This window comes from Pseudomonas sp. 2995-3, from assembly GCF_002742565.1.
Classification (GTDB): Bacteria; Pseudomonadota; Gammaproteobacteria; order Pseudomonadales; family Pseudomonadaceae; genus Aquipseudomonas; species Aquipseudomonas edaphica.
The window spans coordinates 40,815-56,641 of record NZ_LJSB01000180.1 but is presented as its reverse complement, the minus strand read 5'-3'; the positions used below and the strand labels follow the sequence as shown (position 1 = coordinate 56,641).

At 60.4% G+C, this 15,827-nt stretch carries 8 protein-coding genes; 2 read left to right on the top strand and 6 right to left on the bottom strand.

Annotated elements, in window-relative coordinates:
* The first annotated feature begins 89 nt into the window (after positions 1-89).
* The gene (locus AOA62_RS15860; protein WP_099549124.1) at positions 90-944 is read left to right on the top strand and encodes a LysR family transcriptional regulator; all 855 of its coding nucleotides are present in this window, start codon (positions 90-92) and stop codon (positions 942-944) included.
* 3 nt (positions 945-947) lie between these two features.
* Here the strand turns inward: AOA62_RS15860 and poxB are convergent, their stop codons facing one another.
* From poxB to AOA62_RS15845, 3 genes are all read right to left on the bottom strand, one after another.
* Entirely contained in the window at positions 948-2,672 is a 1,725-nt protein-coding gene (gene poxB, locus AOA62_RS15855; protein WP_099549123.1) for a ubiquinone-dependent pyruvate dehydrogenase, read from the bottom strand.
* Between the two features lie 162 nt (positions 2,673-2,834).
* On the bottom strand, positions 2,835-3,329 hold the full coding sequence (locus tag AOA62_RS15850; protein WP_017136920.1) for a DUF934 domain-containing protein: 495 nt from the start codon (positions 3,327-3,329) through the stop codon (positions 2,835-2,837).
* Positions 3,313-4,971 carry a nitrite/sulfite reductase gene (locus AOA62_RS15845; protein ID WP_099549122.1) on the bottom strand — a complete coding sequence of 553 codons (1,659 nt, stop codon included), beginning with the start codon at positions 4,969-4,971 and terminating at the stop codon, positions 3,313-3,315. Before AOA62_RS15845 ends, AOA62_RS15850 begins: the two co-directional genes overlap by 17 nt.
* 422 nt (positions 4,972-5,393) lie before the next feature.
* On the opposite strand from AOA62_RS15845, the gene AOA62_RS15840 reads away from it, so the two are divergent.
* A complete protein-coding gene (locus AOA62_RS15840) occupies positions 5,394-6,461 on the top strand; it encodes an ABC transporter substrate-binding protein (RefSeq protein WP_099549121.1) in 1,068 nt (355 codons plus the stop codon).
* Here the strand turns inward: AOA62_RS15840 and AOA62_RS15835 are convergent.
* The 3 genes from AOA62_RS15835 to metH all read right to left on the bottom strand — a co-directional run bounded on the left by AOA62_RS15835 (position 6,458) and on the right by metH (position 15,712).
* Complete coding sequence (locus AOA62_RS15835) at positions 6,458-6,676, bottom strand: DUF2970 domain-containing protein (RefSeq protein ID WP_017136917.1); 219 nt, start codon at positions 6,674-6,676, stop codon at positions 6,458-6,460. The two genes, AOA62_RS15840 and AOA62_RS15835, sit on opposite strands and share 4 nt — an antisense overlap.
* 125 nt (positions 6,677-6,801) lie before the next feature.
* Positions 6,802-11,631, bottom strand: a complete 4,830-nt coding sequence (locus tag AOA62_RS15830) for a DUF6543 domain-containing protein (protein ID WP_099549120.1) — start codon at positions 11,629-11,631, stop codon at positions 6,802-6,804.
* A gap of 370 nt (positions 11,632-12,001) precedes the next feature.
* Entirely contained in the window at positions 12,002-15,712 is a 3,711-nt protein-coding gene (metH, locus tag AOA62_RS15825; RefSeq protein WP_099549119.1) for a methionine synthase, read from the bottom strand.
* Positions 15,713-15,827 lie beyond the last annotated feature (115 nt).

Sequence of the window (15,827 nt, the reverse complement as noted above, 5' to 3'; positions counted from 1 at the left end):
GCCTCGGGAAAGTTGACCTGGGCATTGCAACATAGCGAGCATTAAAATATAAATCGTATTTAAATCATCTATTGATCACCAATCAGAATATGTTCGATGCCTTGTTGCTCAAAACCTTCGTCACAGTGGTCGATGAGGGCGGTTTCAGCCGCGCCGCAGAGCGCCTGCACCTGACCCAGTCGGCCGTCAGTGGGCATTTGCGCCGCCTGGAGGAACAGGTGGGCAAACCCTTGCTCACCCGCACCACCCGGTCCCAGCAATTGACGCCCGATGGTGAACGGCTGATGGCCTATGCCCGTGGCATCCTCGCGTTGAACCGGGACGCCTGGGCCGAGCTGACGCGCTCGGCGTTTGAAGGCAACCTGCGCGTAGGCGTATCGGAGGAGTTCGCGGATGCGCGCCTGTTACGTGAACTGCAAAACGTCGCGGCGCAATACCCTGGTATGTACATCAGCGTGCAAGTGGGCATTCCCGGTTCGTTGTTGAGTTTGATGAAGCAGGGTGAGCTGGAGGTGGTGGTGGGTTCGTTGTGCGAATCCAGTGAGCCAGGTTTGGCACTATGGCGTGAGCCGTTAGTGTGGGCCTGGTCCGGGCAGCCGCTCGTAGCCTTGCCGAACCCGTTGCCCCTGGCCTTGTTTCCCGAGCCTTGCCCGTATCGCGAGGCGGCGCTGACGCGTCTTGCCCAAGCGGGCATCGCCCAGCGCAGCGCCATGCAGTGCAGCAGTTACGCGGCGCTGCATGCCGCCGCAGCGGCCGGGTTTGCGATTGCACCGATGGCGCAGAGCCAGGTCGGGCCGGGCTTGGCGATACTCGGCGCCGAACACGGCTTGCCCGCGTTGCCCGATGCCGAGTTCCGCCTGTTCAGCGCCCCGGAGGCGGACTCGCGCCTGGTCGAGGTCATCACCCAGGTGGTGGTCCGCTACGGCGCTGTTCGCCGGCACTGAGGCTCAGCGCAACCAGTTGGTGCGCGCCAGTTCGATCACTTCATCGCCACGCCCGCTCATCACCGCCTTGAGCATATACAGGCTGAACCCCTTGGCCTGTTCAAGCTTGATGGTCGGCGGCATCACCAGTTCCTGGGTAGCGGTAACCACGTCCACCAGCACCGGGCCGTCATGGGCCAGGGCGCGGCGCAAGGCCGGTTCCAGGTCTTCGGACTGCTCCACGCGAATGCCGAGGATGCCCATGGCGTTGGACATGGCGGCAAAGTCCGGGTTTTTCAGCTCGGTGCCCGTGTCCAGGTAACCGGCGGCTTTCATCTCCATGGCGACAAACCCGAGTGACGAGTTATCAAACACAATGACCTTCACCGGCAATTTCAACTGCGCCAGCGAGATGAAGTCGCCCATCAACATGGCAAAGCCACCGTCGCCGGACATCGAGATCACCTGCCGTCCAGGAAACGCTGCCTGTGCACCAATGGCCTGTGGCATGGCATTGGCCATCGAGCCGTGGTTGAACGAGCCGATCAGGCGGCGTTTGCCGTTCATCTTCAAATACCGCGCAGCCCAGACGGTGGGCGAGCCGACGTCGGCGGTGAAGATCGCATCGTCGTCGGCCAGCTCGCTGAGCAAGCGCGCCACGTACTGCGGGTGAATCGGCCGGTCGGCCTTCGATGGCTGCGCCAGGTCATCCAGGCCTTGGCGGGCTTTTTCATAGTGCTTGAGCGAGGTGTCGAGGAAGCTGCGGTCGGCCTTGCGCGTCAGGCGTGGCAACAGCGCATCGATGGTCTCGCTCACATCGGCGGCGATGCCCAGGTCCAGGGTGGCGCGACGGCCCAGCGCCTGCGGGTTGCGGTCGACCTGGATGATCCTGGCGTCGGTCGGGTAGAACTGGCGATAGGGGAAGTCGGTGCCGAGCATGATCAGCGTGTCGCAGTTGAGCATTGCGTGGTAACCGGAGCTGAAGCCGATCAGGCCGGTCATGCCCACATCAAACGGGTTGTCCCACTCCACATGCTCCTTGCCGCGCAAGGCGTGCACCACTGGCGCGCCCAAAGCATCGGCCAGGGCTACCACCTGGTCGTGAGCGCCGGCGCAGCCGCTGCCGCACAGCAGGGTGACTTTCTCGCTGCTGTGCAGGATCTCGCTGAGGCGCTGCAGGTCTTGTTCCGCCGGCAAAGTGCGCGGTGCGTGCAGGGCCGGCCAGGGCTTGAGTTTGTCTTCGACTTCCAGCAGCGAGATATCGCCTGGGATCACCACCACCGCCACGCCGCGGTTGAGGATCGCTGAACGCATGGCGCGGTGCAGCACCTGGGGCATCTGCGCAGGGTTGGTGACCAGCTCGATAAAGTGGCTGCACTCTTTGAACAGTTCCTGCGGGTGGGTTTCCTGAAAGTAGTTCAAGCCGATCTCGGAGGAGGGGATTTGCGCCGCGATAGCCAGCACCGGCACATGGTTGCGATGGCAGTCGAACAGGCCATTGATCAAGTGCAGGTTGCCTGGCCCGCAGCTGCCGGCGCATACCGTCAGCTCGCCGGTGGCGGCTGCTTCGGCGCCGGCGGCGAAGGCGGCCACTTCTTCGTGGCGCACGTGCATCCACTCGATGCTGTCCATGGTGCGCAGGGCGTCGGTGAGGCCATTGAGGCTGTCGCCGGTCAGGCCCCAGATGCGCTTGATGCCCGCCTGTTCAAGGGTGGTCGCCAACTGCTGGGCCAGGTTGATTTTCGCCATGAAGAACTCCAATCGTCAGTGAGGTTAAAGGCTGCTGATCAGTAGAGGACAGTTCGAACACCGCGGATGTTCACCCTAAAATGTGAAGATTGCGTCACGGGGCCGACTAAACGCCGCCCATAAAAAAACCCTGGCAAGCCAGGGTTTTTCACAGCAGCAGGCTCAGCGGCGACGGAACAGCGGCAACGGTTCATCCGTGGCAGCCTGGTACGTGACCGAGAAGTCCTTGAGGCTTTCCAGCGCTTCATACGGGTCTTTGTCGGCGCGCAGGGCGAAGGCATCGAACCCGCAACGGCGCAGGTAGAACAGCTGGTCGCGCAGCACATCGCCAATCGCACGCAGTTCGCCCTTGTAACCATAACGGTCACGCAGCAGGCGCGCGTTGGAATAGTTGCGCCCGTCGGTGAAGGCCGGGAAGTTCAGGGCGATCACCTGGAAGTGCTGCACGTCGTCGCCGATCTCTTCGGCTTCCTCGTCGGCGTCCAGCCACACACCCAGGCCGCCGTCGCGGGCCTTGAGGGCGTGCCCGTGTTCACGCCACAGGGCCAGCGGCACGATCAGGTCGTCACAGTTGGAGATGCCGTCGAAGCTCGCGTCCTTGGGCAGCAGGTGCCAGGTTTCGTCGAGGACTTCGTTGTTCTTAATGATTCGCTGCATAGACGCGCTCCTTGAACAGGTCGATGCCGATGCGCTGGTAGGTGTCGATGAAACGCTCATCTTCGGTGCGCTGTTCGATGTACACGTCGATCAGCTTGCCGATCACCTCAGGCATGGCTTCCTGGGCGAAGGACGGGCCGAGGATCTTGCCCAGGCTCGCATCGCGGCTGGCGCTGCCACCCAGGGACACTTGGTAGAATTCTTCGCCTTTCTTGTCCACGCCCAGGATGCCGATGTGGCCGACGTGGTGGTGACCACAGGCGTTCATGCAACCGGAGATGTTCAGGTCCAGCTCGCCGATGTCGAACAGGTAGTCCAGGTCGTCGAAACGGCGCTGGATCGATTCGGCAATCGGGATCGACTTGGCGTTGGCCAGGGAGCAGAAGTCGCCACCCGGGCAGCAGATGATGTCGGTCAGCAGGCCGATGTTCGGCGTGGCAAAACCGCCTTCGCGCAGTTCGCCCCACAGGGTGAACAGTTGGCTCTGCTCGACGTCCGCGAGAATGATGTTCTGCTCGTGGGAGGTGCGCAGTTGGCCATAGCTGTAGCGCTCGGCCAGATCGGCGACGGCGTCCAGCTGTTTGTCGGTGATATCGCCCGGGGCAACACCGGTTGGCTTGAGCGACAGGGTCACGGCCACATAGCCCGGCTTTTTGTGCGCCAGGGTGTTGCGCGTGCGCCAGCGGGCGAAACCTGGGTGTTGCTGGTCGAGGGCAGCCAGTTCGGCGTCCTGATTGCTCAGGGCTTTGTACTCAGGGTCGACGAAGTGCTTGGCTACACGGTGTACTTCGGCTTCGGTCAGGGTGGTCTGGCCGCCGCGCAGGTGTTCCATCTCGGCGTCGACCTTCTGGGCAAATACCTCAGGGGTCAGCGCTTTGACCAGGATCTTGATCCGGGCCTTGTACTTGTTGTCACGACGGCCATAGCGGTTGTAGACCCGCAGGATGGCGTCAAGGTAACTCAACAGGTCCTGCCACGGCAGGAACTCATTGATGAACGCACCGACTACTGGTGTACGGCCCAGGCCGCCACCTACCAGCACACGGAAACCCAACTCGCCGGCGGCGTTGTGCACGGGCTCAAGGCCAATATCATGCACTTCGATCGCTGCGCGGTCCGAGGTCGAGCCATTGATGGCGATCTTGAACTTGCGCGGCAGGTAGGCGAATTCCGGGTGGAAGGTGGTCCACTGGCGCACGATTTCGCACCACGGGCGTGGGTCGATCAGCTCGTCAGCGGCAACGCCGGCAAATTGGTCGGTGGTCACGTTGCGCAGGCAGTTACCACTGGTCTGAATGGCGTGCATCTGCACGGTGGCCAGCTCAGCCAGGATGTCCGGCACGTCTTCCAGTGCCGGCCAGTTGAACTGTACGTTCTGGCGGGTACTGATGTGGGCGTAGCCTTTGTCGAAGTCGCGGGCAATCTTGGCCATCATGCGCGTCTGGCGCGAAGTCAGTTGGCCATAAGGCACGGCAACCCGCAGCATCGGCGCAAAGCGCTGAACATAAAGGCCATTTTGCAGGCGCAGAGGGCGGAACTCTTCTTCGCTCAGTTCACCTGCTAGGTAGCGTCGGGTCTGATCACGGAACTGCTTGACGCGGTCCTCGATGATGCGCTGATCGTATTCGTCGTATACGTACATATAGGTCCTGTTCTCGGCAAATCTGCGCGCACGGCCGCGCACTCCCAACGGAGCCGGCGCACGATACCAGTTTGCGTTTATGCGCAAAAGTGATGTTTGAGTATATGTAAATAACCAAATTGACTAATGAGAACCGTTATCGCGATACCCACATTTGTCATGCGGGCAATCATGATCTTTACTGTCGTCGAGTCTTAGTGCAATCACCTATAAAACCGACAAGAGGCGATGCGATGAGCAATTCAACCAAAGCACGTAAACCTGACAGTACCGTTGATGCCTGGGCCATTCTGTTTCTGATAATTTTGGTGGTTGGAACCGCCGTGTTCTGGGTTAGCCACCAATAAAGAAGGTTGATTGAACCTCGATTGACTGTCTCATTGCCATTATGATGGCGATCAACATTCGAGGCACAAACAACCATGCTGAAGGTTCTGATTGCGTGTGTGGGGTTGCTGGGCGTGGCCTATGGGGCGATGGCCCAGGCAACCTCAGTGGTGTTTCTCAACCCGGGCACGTCCACTGAAAGCTTCTGGGTCAGCTATGCGCAATTTATGCAGGCCGCTGCCAAGGACCTCGGCCTGGATTTGCGCGTGCGTTATTCCGAGCGCAGCGCCGCTAACACCTTGGCCCAGGCCCGCGAAGCACTGCAAGGCAGCGAGCGGCCCGATTACCTGGTGCTGGTCAACGAGCAATACGTCGCCCCGCAGATATTGCGTTTGGCCCAGGGCAGTGGGGTCAAGTTGCTGATCGTGAATAACGCACTGACTGCCGATCAGGTGCAATTGCTCGATGCGCATAAAGATGCCCGCTGGATCGGCAGCCTGGTGGCCGACGACGAGCAAGCCGGTTACCTGATGCTCACCGATTTGTTGCGCAACCACGGCCCGGTGACGCCGGGCACTTCGTTGGACCTGCTGGCGTTTTCCGGCGCCAAGAACACGCCAGCCGCACAGTTGCGTGAACAAGGGTTGCACCGCGCCTTGGCCGAACACCCCGAAGTGCGCCTGCGCCAGTTGGTCTACGGCGAGTGGAGCCGCCAGCGCGCCTTTGAACAAGCCACGCAACTGTTCAAACGCTACCCACAGACGGCGCTGGTGTGGTCGGCCAATGATGAGATGGCATTGGGCGCCATGCAGGCGCTGCAAGACAGCGGTCGTGTGCCTGGCAAGGACGCGCTGTTCAGCGCGATCAATAGCTCGCCCGACATCCTCAAGGCACGCCTGGATGGGCGCCTGAGTACTTTGGTCGCGGGGCATTTCACCCTGGGCGGCTGGGCGATGGTGCTGATCAATGATGACGCCAAAGGGCTTGATATTGGCGCCTACGGCGGGCGTGACCGTAAAGAGGCGTTATTCCAGCTGATTGATGTCAACCAATCAAAACGTTTGTCAGGGCCAATGCCAGCGGTGGATTTCCGCGCACTGTCAGCCGTGGGTAAGCCCGTGTCCTACCGTTACCCGTTCAGCCTGCAACTGCTGTTGCATTAAACCCCGGCCAGGTGCAGTACCAGCTTGACGATGCCAAATAACGTCAGCGCAAACACCGCCGTAAACACAATACCCAGTACGACAAAATGACTGGGTTTGCCATGGGTGAAATCTCGAGCGCGGTTTTTGCCGCTTTGTACACCGAAGGCCGCCGCCATGATGCTGTGCAGCATCTGCCAGAAGGTCGGCGGCTTGTTGTTGGCTGGATCGTTCATAAATCCCTCGTCCGCAAGGCTGTCCTACAGAGCATAGACAATCGGGCCGCCTGCGACTGGCTTGTATCATCCCTCTGAACTCTGCTTTTTGATCGTTCCCACGGGAGGGAACGATCAGAACAACCTTACACTTCCAGGATCAAGAACAGTTTCTGATCCAGCGGCGCCTCAATCAGGGCCTTGTCCAGGTTGATCACGGCGCGGTTGTTTGCCCTGGCTTGATCAATCAGTTCCTTGCGGGTAAAGCGCCGCTCCGCCGAGGTCTTCAAGTGGCCGAAGTCAGGTTTTGATGCCGGCGACTCGACGGATCGGTAATGGAAATGCGCGAACCACAGGTCCGCATCTTCCGACCGTTGCCCGGGCTTGATTTTGCGCTTGTCGCGTATGACATATTCGGTGAGGTAGTCGCCGGCCTTCAGCGGCACGCGTTTTTTCACCAGGTTGATGTCGACAAAACCATGAGTGTGCAGATAGTCGACCTTAGCGGCTTTGGGGCGTTGCAGCAGGTAACCTTCGGCGCACAGCTGCCGAGCCTGGGCTGTTGCGGCTCTGGCCTCTTCGCGGTAGCTGTTCCTCAAGTCAATGGCGGGTTCGTCGGTCGCGCTTTTGAGTTCCTCGGCAAGTGCTTCGAATTTGGCCGCGTGCTGGCTCAACATTACATCCCAATCATGGGGATCGACTTCCTCACGTTGACTGGGCTCCAACAGTTTGCGCTGCTGGAAGCGAATGCTGGCATCAATGCCTGCGCGCTGAGCCTTGATGGCTTGGGCATCTGGCCTGATTCTTCTCAATGGGCGAGCCGCGGGCGTGGGCGCTTTGGTCGGCACGCTTGCGGGCTCGACGATTTTCCACACGCCTTCGCTGGCGTGTTCGTGGTACGTAGCGACGATGGCGCCGGTAAGCGTGTCGACAATGTCGACGTAATTGCCCGGTTCATCAGCCTGGCCGGTACGCACGTCGCCGACCAGGCTTTTCTTGTCGGCGGTTTTGATGACCCGTCGGCTGGCCGGTTTTTGTCGCTTGGCTTTGTCGCGGGCGGGCCTGGGGGCCAGCCGTTCTTCAACCAGGATCAAGTTGGCCAATTGCGCTTCGAGGCTGGTGCGGGCCTCGCTCAGTTGCTGCACAAATAGCGCGCGGTACTGCTCTCGCAGCAGCGCACAGCCCATGTCCGTCAGCGAGAGAACGGCGTTTTCCAGGCTTTCATAGTGCTGCAGCACATCCTTGAGTACGTTGATTTGCTCAGTCTCGGAGTAACCGGCAGTCCTGCGCATTTCCGTGTGTGCGTTGACAGTAGCGTAGATCTGGCGGTCGGCGAGGAGTTCCAGGAACGGACGCTCTTGGGGTTTATCGGCGTCAAGCGCGCGATTGAGCAGCACCTCGACCAGCGATAACAGGATGTGCTGCTTGATGACGAGCGAGGAAATGTTTTGGAATTCTGGATGCTCTTTCAACAAGCTTTCACGCAGTGCCGGGCTGGCTTGTTGCATGATGGCTTCGCATTTTTCTGCGCTCTCGAGCAGTTCATTGAGCGCCTCCAGTCGCTGCGTTGCGGCGCTGATATATTCGTCATAGCCATCAGTGATGTAGTTGGGCAGTTCCCTGTCGATACGTTTGAGCAACGCTGAAAAGCTTTCGCCGCGCTGGGTCTCCAGCGTGTCGGCGATTTTTTGATGCTGGTGCGCATAAGTCGCCAACCAGTGCTTGTAAATATTCGACGTCGCGTTATCGCGTGCCTCTTTGTATGTCGGCTCTGTTCTGTCCAGCGCCATCATTTCCGTCGCCATGGCTTCGCTCTGTTGCAGCCCGGTTAGAAGCCCCTGCGCATTTGTGCGGTAATTGTCGACGGCGATATCCCATTGAACTCTGGCGCGCGCCGTGGAGCGTTGGCGTTGCGCATGGCGCTCGGCGATCCGGGGTTGCAATGCCGGCAACAGTCCGGGGTTGTTGAGCATTTCCCAGTCCTTTCTGAGGGCGAGTTTCTGTTCAGCCAATTGAGTGCGCGCCATGGTCACGGCTTGAAGAAGCTGCTGCAGATGGTTCGCCATCGGCGTTAATTCACGGCTATGAACTTCCAGCATTGGGTTCAGTTGTGCCAGCCGTTGTTTCTTGCGATCGATTAACGCAGCCACTCTTTGTCTGGGCATGCCGCCCTCCAGCCTGGCATGCCGGTCCAGCCGCCAATGCCCTTGGCCATCGCTGACCACCTTGAAGCCGGGATGCTGGGGATGGTCCGGATGCACCAGATAGACCTCGTTAAAGCCCGGCACCACGTTCACCTGGAACAACAATCCACCGACGCTGGCGTGCCACTTGCCGTCAATCCAGTACAGCCCTTTGAGAACTCCGTGTGGTAGCGCGGAGGGTAGCGGGGTGGGCCACGGCACCTGCACATCGAGCAACGCTTTGAGCAACTTGGCACCGGCTTGAGGGCTGGCAATCGAGTGGGCGAAATCCAAGGCTGTGTGGCCGGTCGCCGGTGGTTCACCTGGCAGCGATACTGGGCCATGGCGCACTATGCGCGCTTCTTGCGCAGCGGGCAGTCCCATCGGGCGTCGCCACGTTTCCAGTTGCAGGGCGTGCTCCTGCGCGGAAGGCTCCGACAGCGGCTGTCGAGATCGATCGGAAGGAGCAGTGGCGTGCAGCAGCACCATCGCGGTGTTGAGCAACAGATCGATCAGTGCCAGCTCGCGGGTGGTGGGGTCATCGCTGTCCAGGCCGGCCAAATCCTGCTCCAGGCTGCTGACCAGCACCAGGAACCAGCCGGCCAGCATGGCCGGGCCCTGCACCAGCGGTAACAGCAGGGTATTGAACAGCAGCCATGCGCCTTCCATCACCACGGCCCAGCGGCTTTCATGGTTGGACACCGACTCGCGGTCCGCCAGGTCGACCAGGGCCCGTGCCGTGCTGCCGAACAGATGATTGAGCAGTTGACCGTTGACTTGCGATTGCAGCCATTCGCCTGCCCCTTCATCCACGGCCAGGGTCGCAGGTGCCGGATTTTCAGGGAGGCTGAATTCGTCCCCAGGCAGGAAGCGAATGATGTGCGGTTCCTTGATGCCGCCATGCTCGTAGATGGGGCGGACCTTGTCGCTCAGCCACGCCAGCACTGTGTCTTGCAGCGCGCCGGATGCGGCCAGTGCGTCGAGCAGGGCCTGGCGGGTCGGGTATTCATGCAGGGCGTCGGCATACAGCGGCTGGTACAGCAGGTGCGGGCCGACACGCGCATCGCGCGGTTCGATAATAAACGCATTATTGACTTCATCTGGCGCAGCGCCGGGTTTGCGGCACAGGGCCAATGGGCGCAAAACAATCTCCTGCTCGTCGACGACCCTGTCCGAGGGCATCTCGCCCATCAACGCCTTCACGTAGCGATAACCGGTGACGGTGACGCCATGCTGCCCGCGGATCTTGTATTCCAGTGCCTGCATCGGCAGCTTGACCTTGAGTTCACGGGTAAACAGGGTTTCCCGGCGCCGTGCGTCAACCGTGTCGGACAACAAGGTGTCTTTGATTGTTTGTGGGTACATGGTGCCGATATCGACGCGCTGGATCAGCCCGGTACTGCCCAACAGATAGTCCGCGTTGAGCCAGCTTGGAAGAGGCGTTGCATTTTTGGAAAACAGCGTGAGTGTGCCTTTTGGCTTGCCGGCGAGGTTCTTCAGCGCCAGTTCCGTCAGCGACATGCGCACATGCTCGATAATGCCAGCGCCGCCTGGGTAGCCGGCAGCCACGGCAAAGTCCAGCACCACCTCATCGGGGTCGCAGTCGCCATGATCGGTTTGCATCTGCTTGCGCAACGCATCGCGACTGAAGCTGTAGATGTTTTCTATGCCCTCATTGAACGCCTGACCCTGGTTTTGCCGCATCACCTGTGCCATGTCTTGCAGGTGGCGATGGTAGGCAAAACGGTCAGCGTCGTTGGCTTGAGCGAGCCACGGTGGCAGGTGCTCATCGACCTTTTGCAAGGTCGCCGTTGCGGCTGTCGGCACCTGGGTAAACAGCAGCGCCGGATCGGTGAGCTTTTCCAGGCGTCGCCCAAGGGTCACTTCGTCCTGGCCCTGAAACTTCAACGTCGCCAGGTCTTCCAGTTGCTGATTGAGGATCAGGCCGGCCTGTTGCTCGAACACGTTGCCATCGGGTTCATTGCGTCGCCAGGTGAGGCTGTCGAACTGGAACCGCGTCTGCATGCTGGTTGCCCAGGCCTGGCCGAATTCATCCAGGTCGTCAAACACCTGAATATCCCCGGCCACGCTGTACAGCAGCACCTGCTTGTCGCGCACCAGCAGCAGGTCGGGTGTCAGCAGGCGAACTTCCTGGTCGGCATTGACGAGTGTGTTCTCAACAAAATAGACATAAGTGGCGGGCGAAGATTTGGGGAGACGCTCGGTCTGTGTCGGCCAGGTGGCGACGACCCTGAGCATGTCCTGCTGGGTCGGGTTCAAGCTCGATCCGCTCGTGGCACTCGCGGTCATCCGGCCGTTGAGAAACTCGCCCAGCCACTGCCAGCGGCTGCTGCCATGGCTGTCGGTTTCGCTCCAATAGTCGGCCAGCGCCGCCTGGAAATACAGGTGAATCGATTCGGGCAGGTCATCAATGATGCTTGCGATTGCCTGCATGTCGATCAGCGTCGGGGCATCAGGCTTGAGGATCGTGGGGATCTGTTGCGTCAGATAGTACGCCAGTTCGCGTTTGGGCCGCAGGTCGAGCAACTGCGGGTTGAGCACATGGGTGATGGCGACTTCCATCAGCGGTCGGTAGGTGTACACACCCTCCGGGTGTGGAATAGCCAGCTTAAGCGTGGACAGGTCCAGTTTGAGTGTCGGATAGCGTTCCAGGATGCGGCTGCGCAGCGCATTGAACACCACGGAATACAAGGCCGGGCGCGTAGCGAAATGCGCATGGATGGCCTGGGCGGGTAGCTGGCTCAGGGCCGTGGAGGAACTCGGGGTGGGCATGATGAAATCCTTTTGCCTGTTTGATGGGGAAGCAACAGGAAATCGGATTTGGTCGCGGTGAAGGCGTTACAGGAGTACCACCGACGCGCTGTACCACCCTAGGCGAGCGGCACATCCTGGCATACACCAGTCATCTACCGCTCGGACGCCAATAGCCACCAGCTGGACTATGAAGCGCTCGGGCGGTTCGAGTCGAAAAGCTTATGGCCCGCAAACAGAAATTGATGGAGGTATGCCGCACGGCGCATCAGCGTCTGGCAGGCAGTCAGCCGGGGGGCTGGTGCAATGTCCGCTTTCACCTCAACCGGTCGGTCATCACGTCCCTGAGATGACCATTACCTGGGTCGAATGGTATGCCCGCTGATTGACCTCAGTTGTCATACCCCAGGTTCGGCGCCAGCCAGCGCTCCGTCACGCTGAGGTCCTGGCCTTTGCGCGCGGTGTAGCTGGCGACCTGGTCTTTGTCGATCTTGCCCACGGCAAAGTATTGCGCCTGCGGGTGGGCGAAGTACCAGCCGCTGACGGCCGCCGCCGGGAACATGGCGTAGTGCTCGGTAAGGAATACACCACTGCGCCCGGCGTGCATTTCCTGGGCCTCGGGGTCCAACAGTTGGAACAGTTGGGCTTTCTCGGTGTGGTCCGGGCATGCCGGGTAGCCGGGGGCAGGGCGGATACCGGTGTATTGCTCTTTGATCAGTGCCTCGTTATCCAGCTGTTCGTCCCGGGCGTAACCCCAGTGCTCTTTACGCACTTGCTGGTGCAGCCATTCGGCGCAGGCCTCGGCCAGGCGATCGGCCAGGGCTTTGACCATGATCGAGTTGTAGTCGTCGCCAGCGTCTTGATAAGCCTTGGCGACTTCTTCGGCGCCGATGCCTGCGGTGGTGATAAAACCACCGATGTAGTCGGTCACGCCGCTGTCTTTAGGCGCGACGAAGTCGGCCAGGGAGAAGTTCGGCTTGCCGTCGGTCTTGATGATCTGCTGGCGCAGGTGGTGCAGCCTGGCAATCGGCTGGCCATCGTCGCCATACACCTCCAAGTCATCGTCCTGCACCTGGTTGGTCGGCCAGAAACCGAACACGGCGCGGGCGCTGATGAGCTTTTCGTCGATCAGCTTGTTGAGCATTTCCTGGGCATCGGCATACAGCGCAGTGGCGGCTTCACCGACCACTTCGTCTTCAAGGATGCGCGGGAACTTGCCGGCCAGGTCCCAGGAGATAAAGAACGGCGTCCAGTCGATGTATTCGGCCAGCACCTTGAGGTCGATATTGTCCAGCACCCTGGAGCCGGTGAAGGTCGGTTTGACCGGTGTGTAGCTGCTCCAGTCGAACTGCGGCTTCTTGGCGATGGCGGCCGGATAGCTCAGGCGCTCGGTGCGCGCGCTGCGGTTGGCAGTACGTTCGCGCACGTCGATGTATTCCAGGCGGGTCTTTTCGACAAAACCGGCCTTCAGCTCCTTGGACAGCAACTGCGTGGCCACACCCACGGCACGCGAGGCGTCGGTGACGTAGATCACCGCGTCGTTGCTGTACTTGGGCTCGATTTTCACTGCCGTGTGCGCCTTGGAAGTGGTGGCGCCGCCGATCATCAATGGCAGGTGGAAGTCCTGGCGCTGCATCTCACGGGCCACATGCACCATTTCATCCAGCGACGGCGTGATCAGGCCGGACAGGCCGATGATGTCGCACTTCTGCTCCTTGGCCACCTGCAGGATCTTCTCCGCCGGCACCATCACACCCAGGTCCACGATGTCATAGCCGTTGCAACCGAGCACCACGCCGACGATGTTCTTGCCGATGTCATGCACGTCGCCCTTGACCGTGGCCATCAGGATCTTGCCCTTGGCCTCCGGCTTGTCGCCTTTTTCCAGCTCGATAAACGGAATCAAGTGCGCCACGGCCTGCTTCATCACCCGGGCTGATTTAACCACTTGAGGCAGGAACATCTTGCCGGCGCCAAACAGGTCGCCGACGATGTTCATGCCGGACATCAACGGGCCTTCGATCACTTCGATCGGGCGTGCGAACGACTGGCGCGATTCTTCGGTGTCTTCGACGATATGCGTGGTGATGCCCTTGACCAGCGCGTGTTCCAGGCGCTTGTTGACGTCCCAGCCGCGCCATTCCTCGGTCTCGGCTTCCTTGACGCTGCCGTCGCCCTTGTACTTGTCGGCAATCGCCAGCAGGGCGTCGGTGCCTTCCGGCGTGCGGTTAAGCACCACGTCTTCCACCGCGTCACGCAGCTCGGCCGGGATCTGGTCGTAGATCTCCAGCTGGCCGGCGTTGACGATGCCCATGGTCAGGCCGTTGCGAATCGCATACAGCAGGAACACCGAGTGGATCGCCTCACGCACCGGGTTGTTGCCCCGGAACGAGAACGACACGTTGGACACGCCGCCGGAGGTCAGTGCATACGGCAGCTCGTCACGGATGTAGGCACAGGCGTTGATGAAATCGACGGCGTAGTTGTTGTGTTCTTCGATACCGGTAGCGACCGCGAAGATGTTCGGGTCGAAAATGATGTCTTCCGGCGGAAAGCCGACTTCATTCACCAGAATGTCGTAGGAACGTTTGCAGATCTCTTTTTTGCGCGCTTCGGTGTCGGCCTGGCCGGCTTCGTCGAAGGCCATCACCACCACCGCTGCGCCATACCGCTTGCACAGCTTGGCGTGGTGGATGAACTGCTCGACGCCTTCTTTCATGCTGATCGAGTTGACGATGCCCTTGCCCTGGATGCACTTGAGGCCGGCTTCGATCACGTCCCACTTGGAGGAGTCGATCATGATTGGCACACGGGAGATGTCCGGCTCGCCGGCAATCAGATTGAGGAAGGTCACCATGGCCTTCTTCGAATCGAGCATGCCCTCGTCCATGTTGATGTCGATCACCTGCGCGCCGGCTTCCACCTGCTGCAGGGCGACTTCCAGGGCTTCGGTGTAGTTGTCTTCACGGATCAGCCGGGCGAACTTGGCGGAACCGGTGATGTTGGTACGCTCGCCGACGTTGACGAACAACGAGCTGCGATCAATGGTGAACGGCTCCAGGCCCGACAGGCGGCAGGCCTTGGGAATGTCCGGAATTTGGCGCGGCGCATACCCGGCCACCGCCTTGGCGATGGCCTCAATGTGGCCCGGCGTGGTGCCGCAGCAGCCGCCGACAATGTTGAGGAAACCGCTCTGGGCGAATTCTTCGATGACTTTTGCGGTTTGCGACGGCAGTTCGTCGTACTCGCCGAACTCGTTGGGCAGGCCGGCGTTCGGGTGCGCCGACACATGGGTGTTGGCCTTGTTCGACAGCTCTTCCAGGTACGGGCGCAGTTCGCTGGCGCCCAGGGCGCAGTTGAGGCCGACCGAAATCGGCTTGGCGTGCGCCACCGAGTTCCAGAACGCTTCGGTGGTCTGGCCCGACAGGGTACGGCCGGAGGCGTCGGTGATGGTGCCGGAAATCATGATCGGCAGTTCGACATTCAATTCCTCGAACACGCCTTGCACGGCGAAGATCGCGGCCTTGGCGTTGAGCGTGTCGAAGATGGTCTCGATCAGGATCAGGTCGGCGCCGCCTTCGATCAGGCCTTTGGTGGCCTCGGTGTAGTTTTCCACCAGTTCATCGAAGGTCACGTTGCGGTAGCCGGGGTTGTTCACATCCGGCGACAGCGAGCAGGTGCGGCTGGTCGGGCCAAGCACGCCGGCGACAAAACGCGGCTTGGCCGGGTTCTCCAGGGTCTTGGCATCGGCGATCTTGCGCGCCAGGCGTGCGCCTTCTACGTTCAGTTCATAGGCCAGTTCTTCCATGCCGTAGTCGGCCATGGAAATACGCGTGGCGTTGAAGGTGTTGGTTTCCAGAATGTCGGCGCCGGCATCCAGGTAAGCCTTTTCGATACCGCCAATTACGTCCGGGCGGGTAAGTACCAGCAGGTCGTTGTTGCCCTTGACGTCACTCGGCCAGTCGGCGAAGCGTTTGCCGCGATAATCCTGCTCTTCGAGCTTGTAGCTCTGGATCATCGTGCCCATACCGCCGTCGAGGATCAGGATTCGGTCCTTGAGGGCTTGATGAAGGGCTTGCAGACGAACGCTACGGTCGGACATGGGGCTACTCTGGTCAGGCATTTCGGAGGGCGTGAATCATAACAAACCTGTGCCGATTTAGAGCATGTCCTGGTTTTTCATGAATATCGTTCATGTTGGTGCGGGTCTTGGCCCG

Bases quoted from the DNA above. Each gene is read 5' to 3' on its own strand.
- AOA62_RS15860 (WP_099549124.1), top strand. From the start codon at position 90: ATGTTCGATGCCTTGTTGCTCAAAACCTTCGTCACAGTGGTCGATGAG.
- poxB (WP_099549123.1), bottom strand. From the start codon at position 2,672: ATGGCGAAAATCAACCTGGCCCAGCAGTTGGCGACCACCCTTGAACAG.
- AOA62_RS15850 (WP_017136920.1), bottom strand. From the start codon at position 3,329: ATGCAGCGAATCATTAAGAACAACGAAGTCCTCGACGAAACCTGGCAC.
- AOA62_RS15845 (WP_099549122.1), bottom strand. From the start codon at position 4,971: ATGTACGTATACGACGAATACGATCAGCGCATCATCGAGGACCGCGTC.
- AOA62_RS15840 (WP_099549121.1), top strand. From the start codon at position 5,394: ATGCTGAAGGTTCTGATTGCGTGTGTGGGGTTGCTGGGCGTGGCCTAT.
- AOA62_RS15835 (WP_017136917.1), bottom strand. From the start codon at position 6,676: ATGAACGATCCAGCCAACAACAAGCCGCCGACCTTCTGGCAGATGCTG.
- AOA62_RS15830 (WP_099549120.1), bottom strand. From the start codon at position 11,631: ATGCCCACCCCGAGTTCCTCCACGGCCCTGAGCCAGCTACCCGCCCAG.
- metH (WP_099549119.1), bottom strand. From the start codon at position 15,712: ATGTCCGACCGTAGCGTTCGTCTGCAAGCCCTTCATCAAGCCCTCAAG.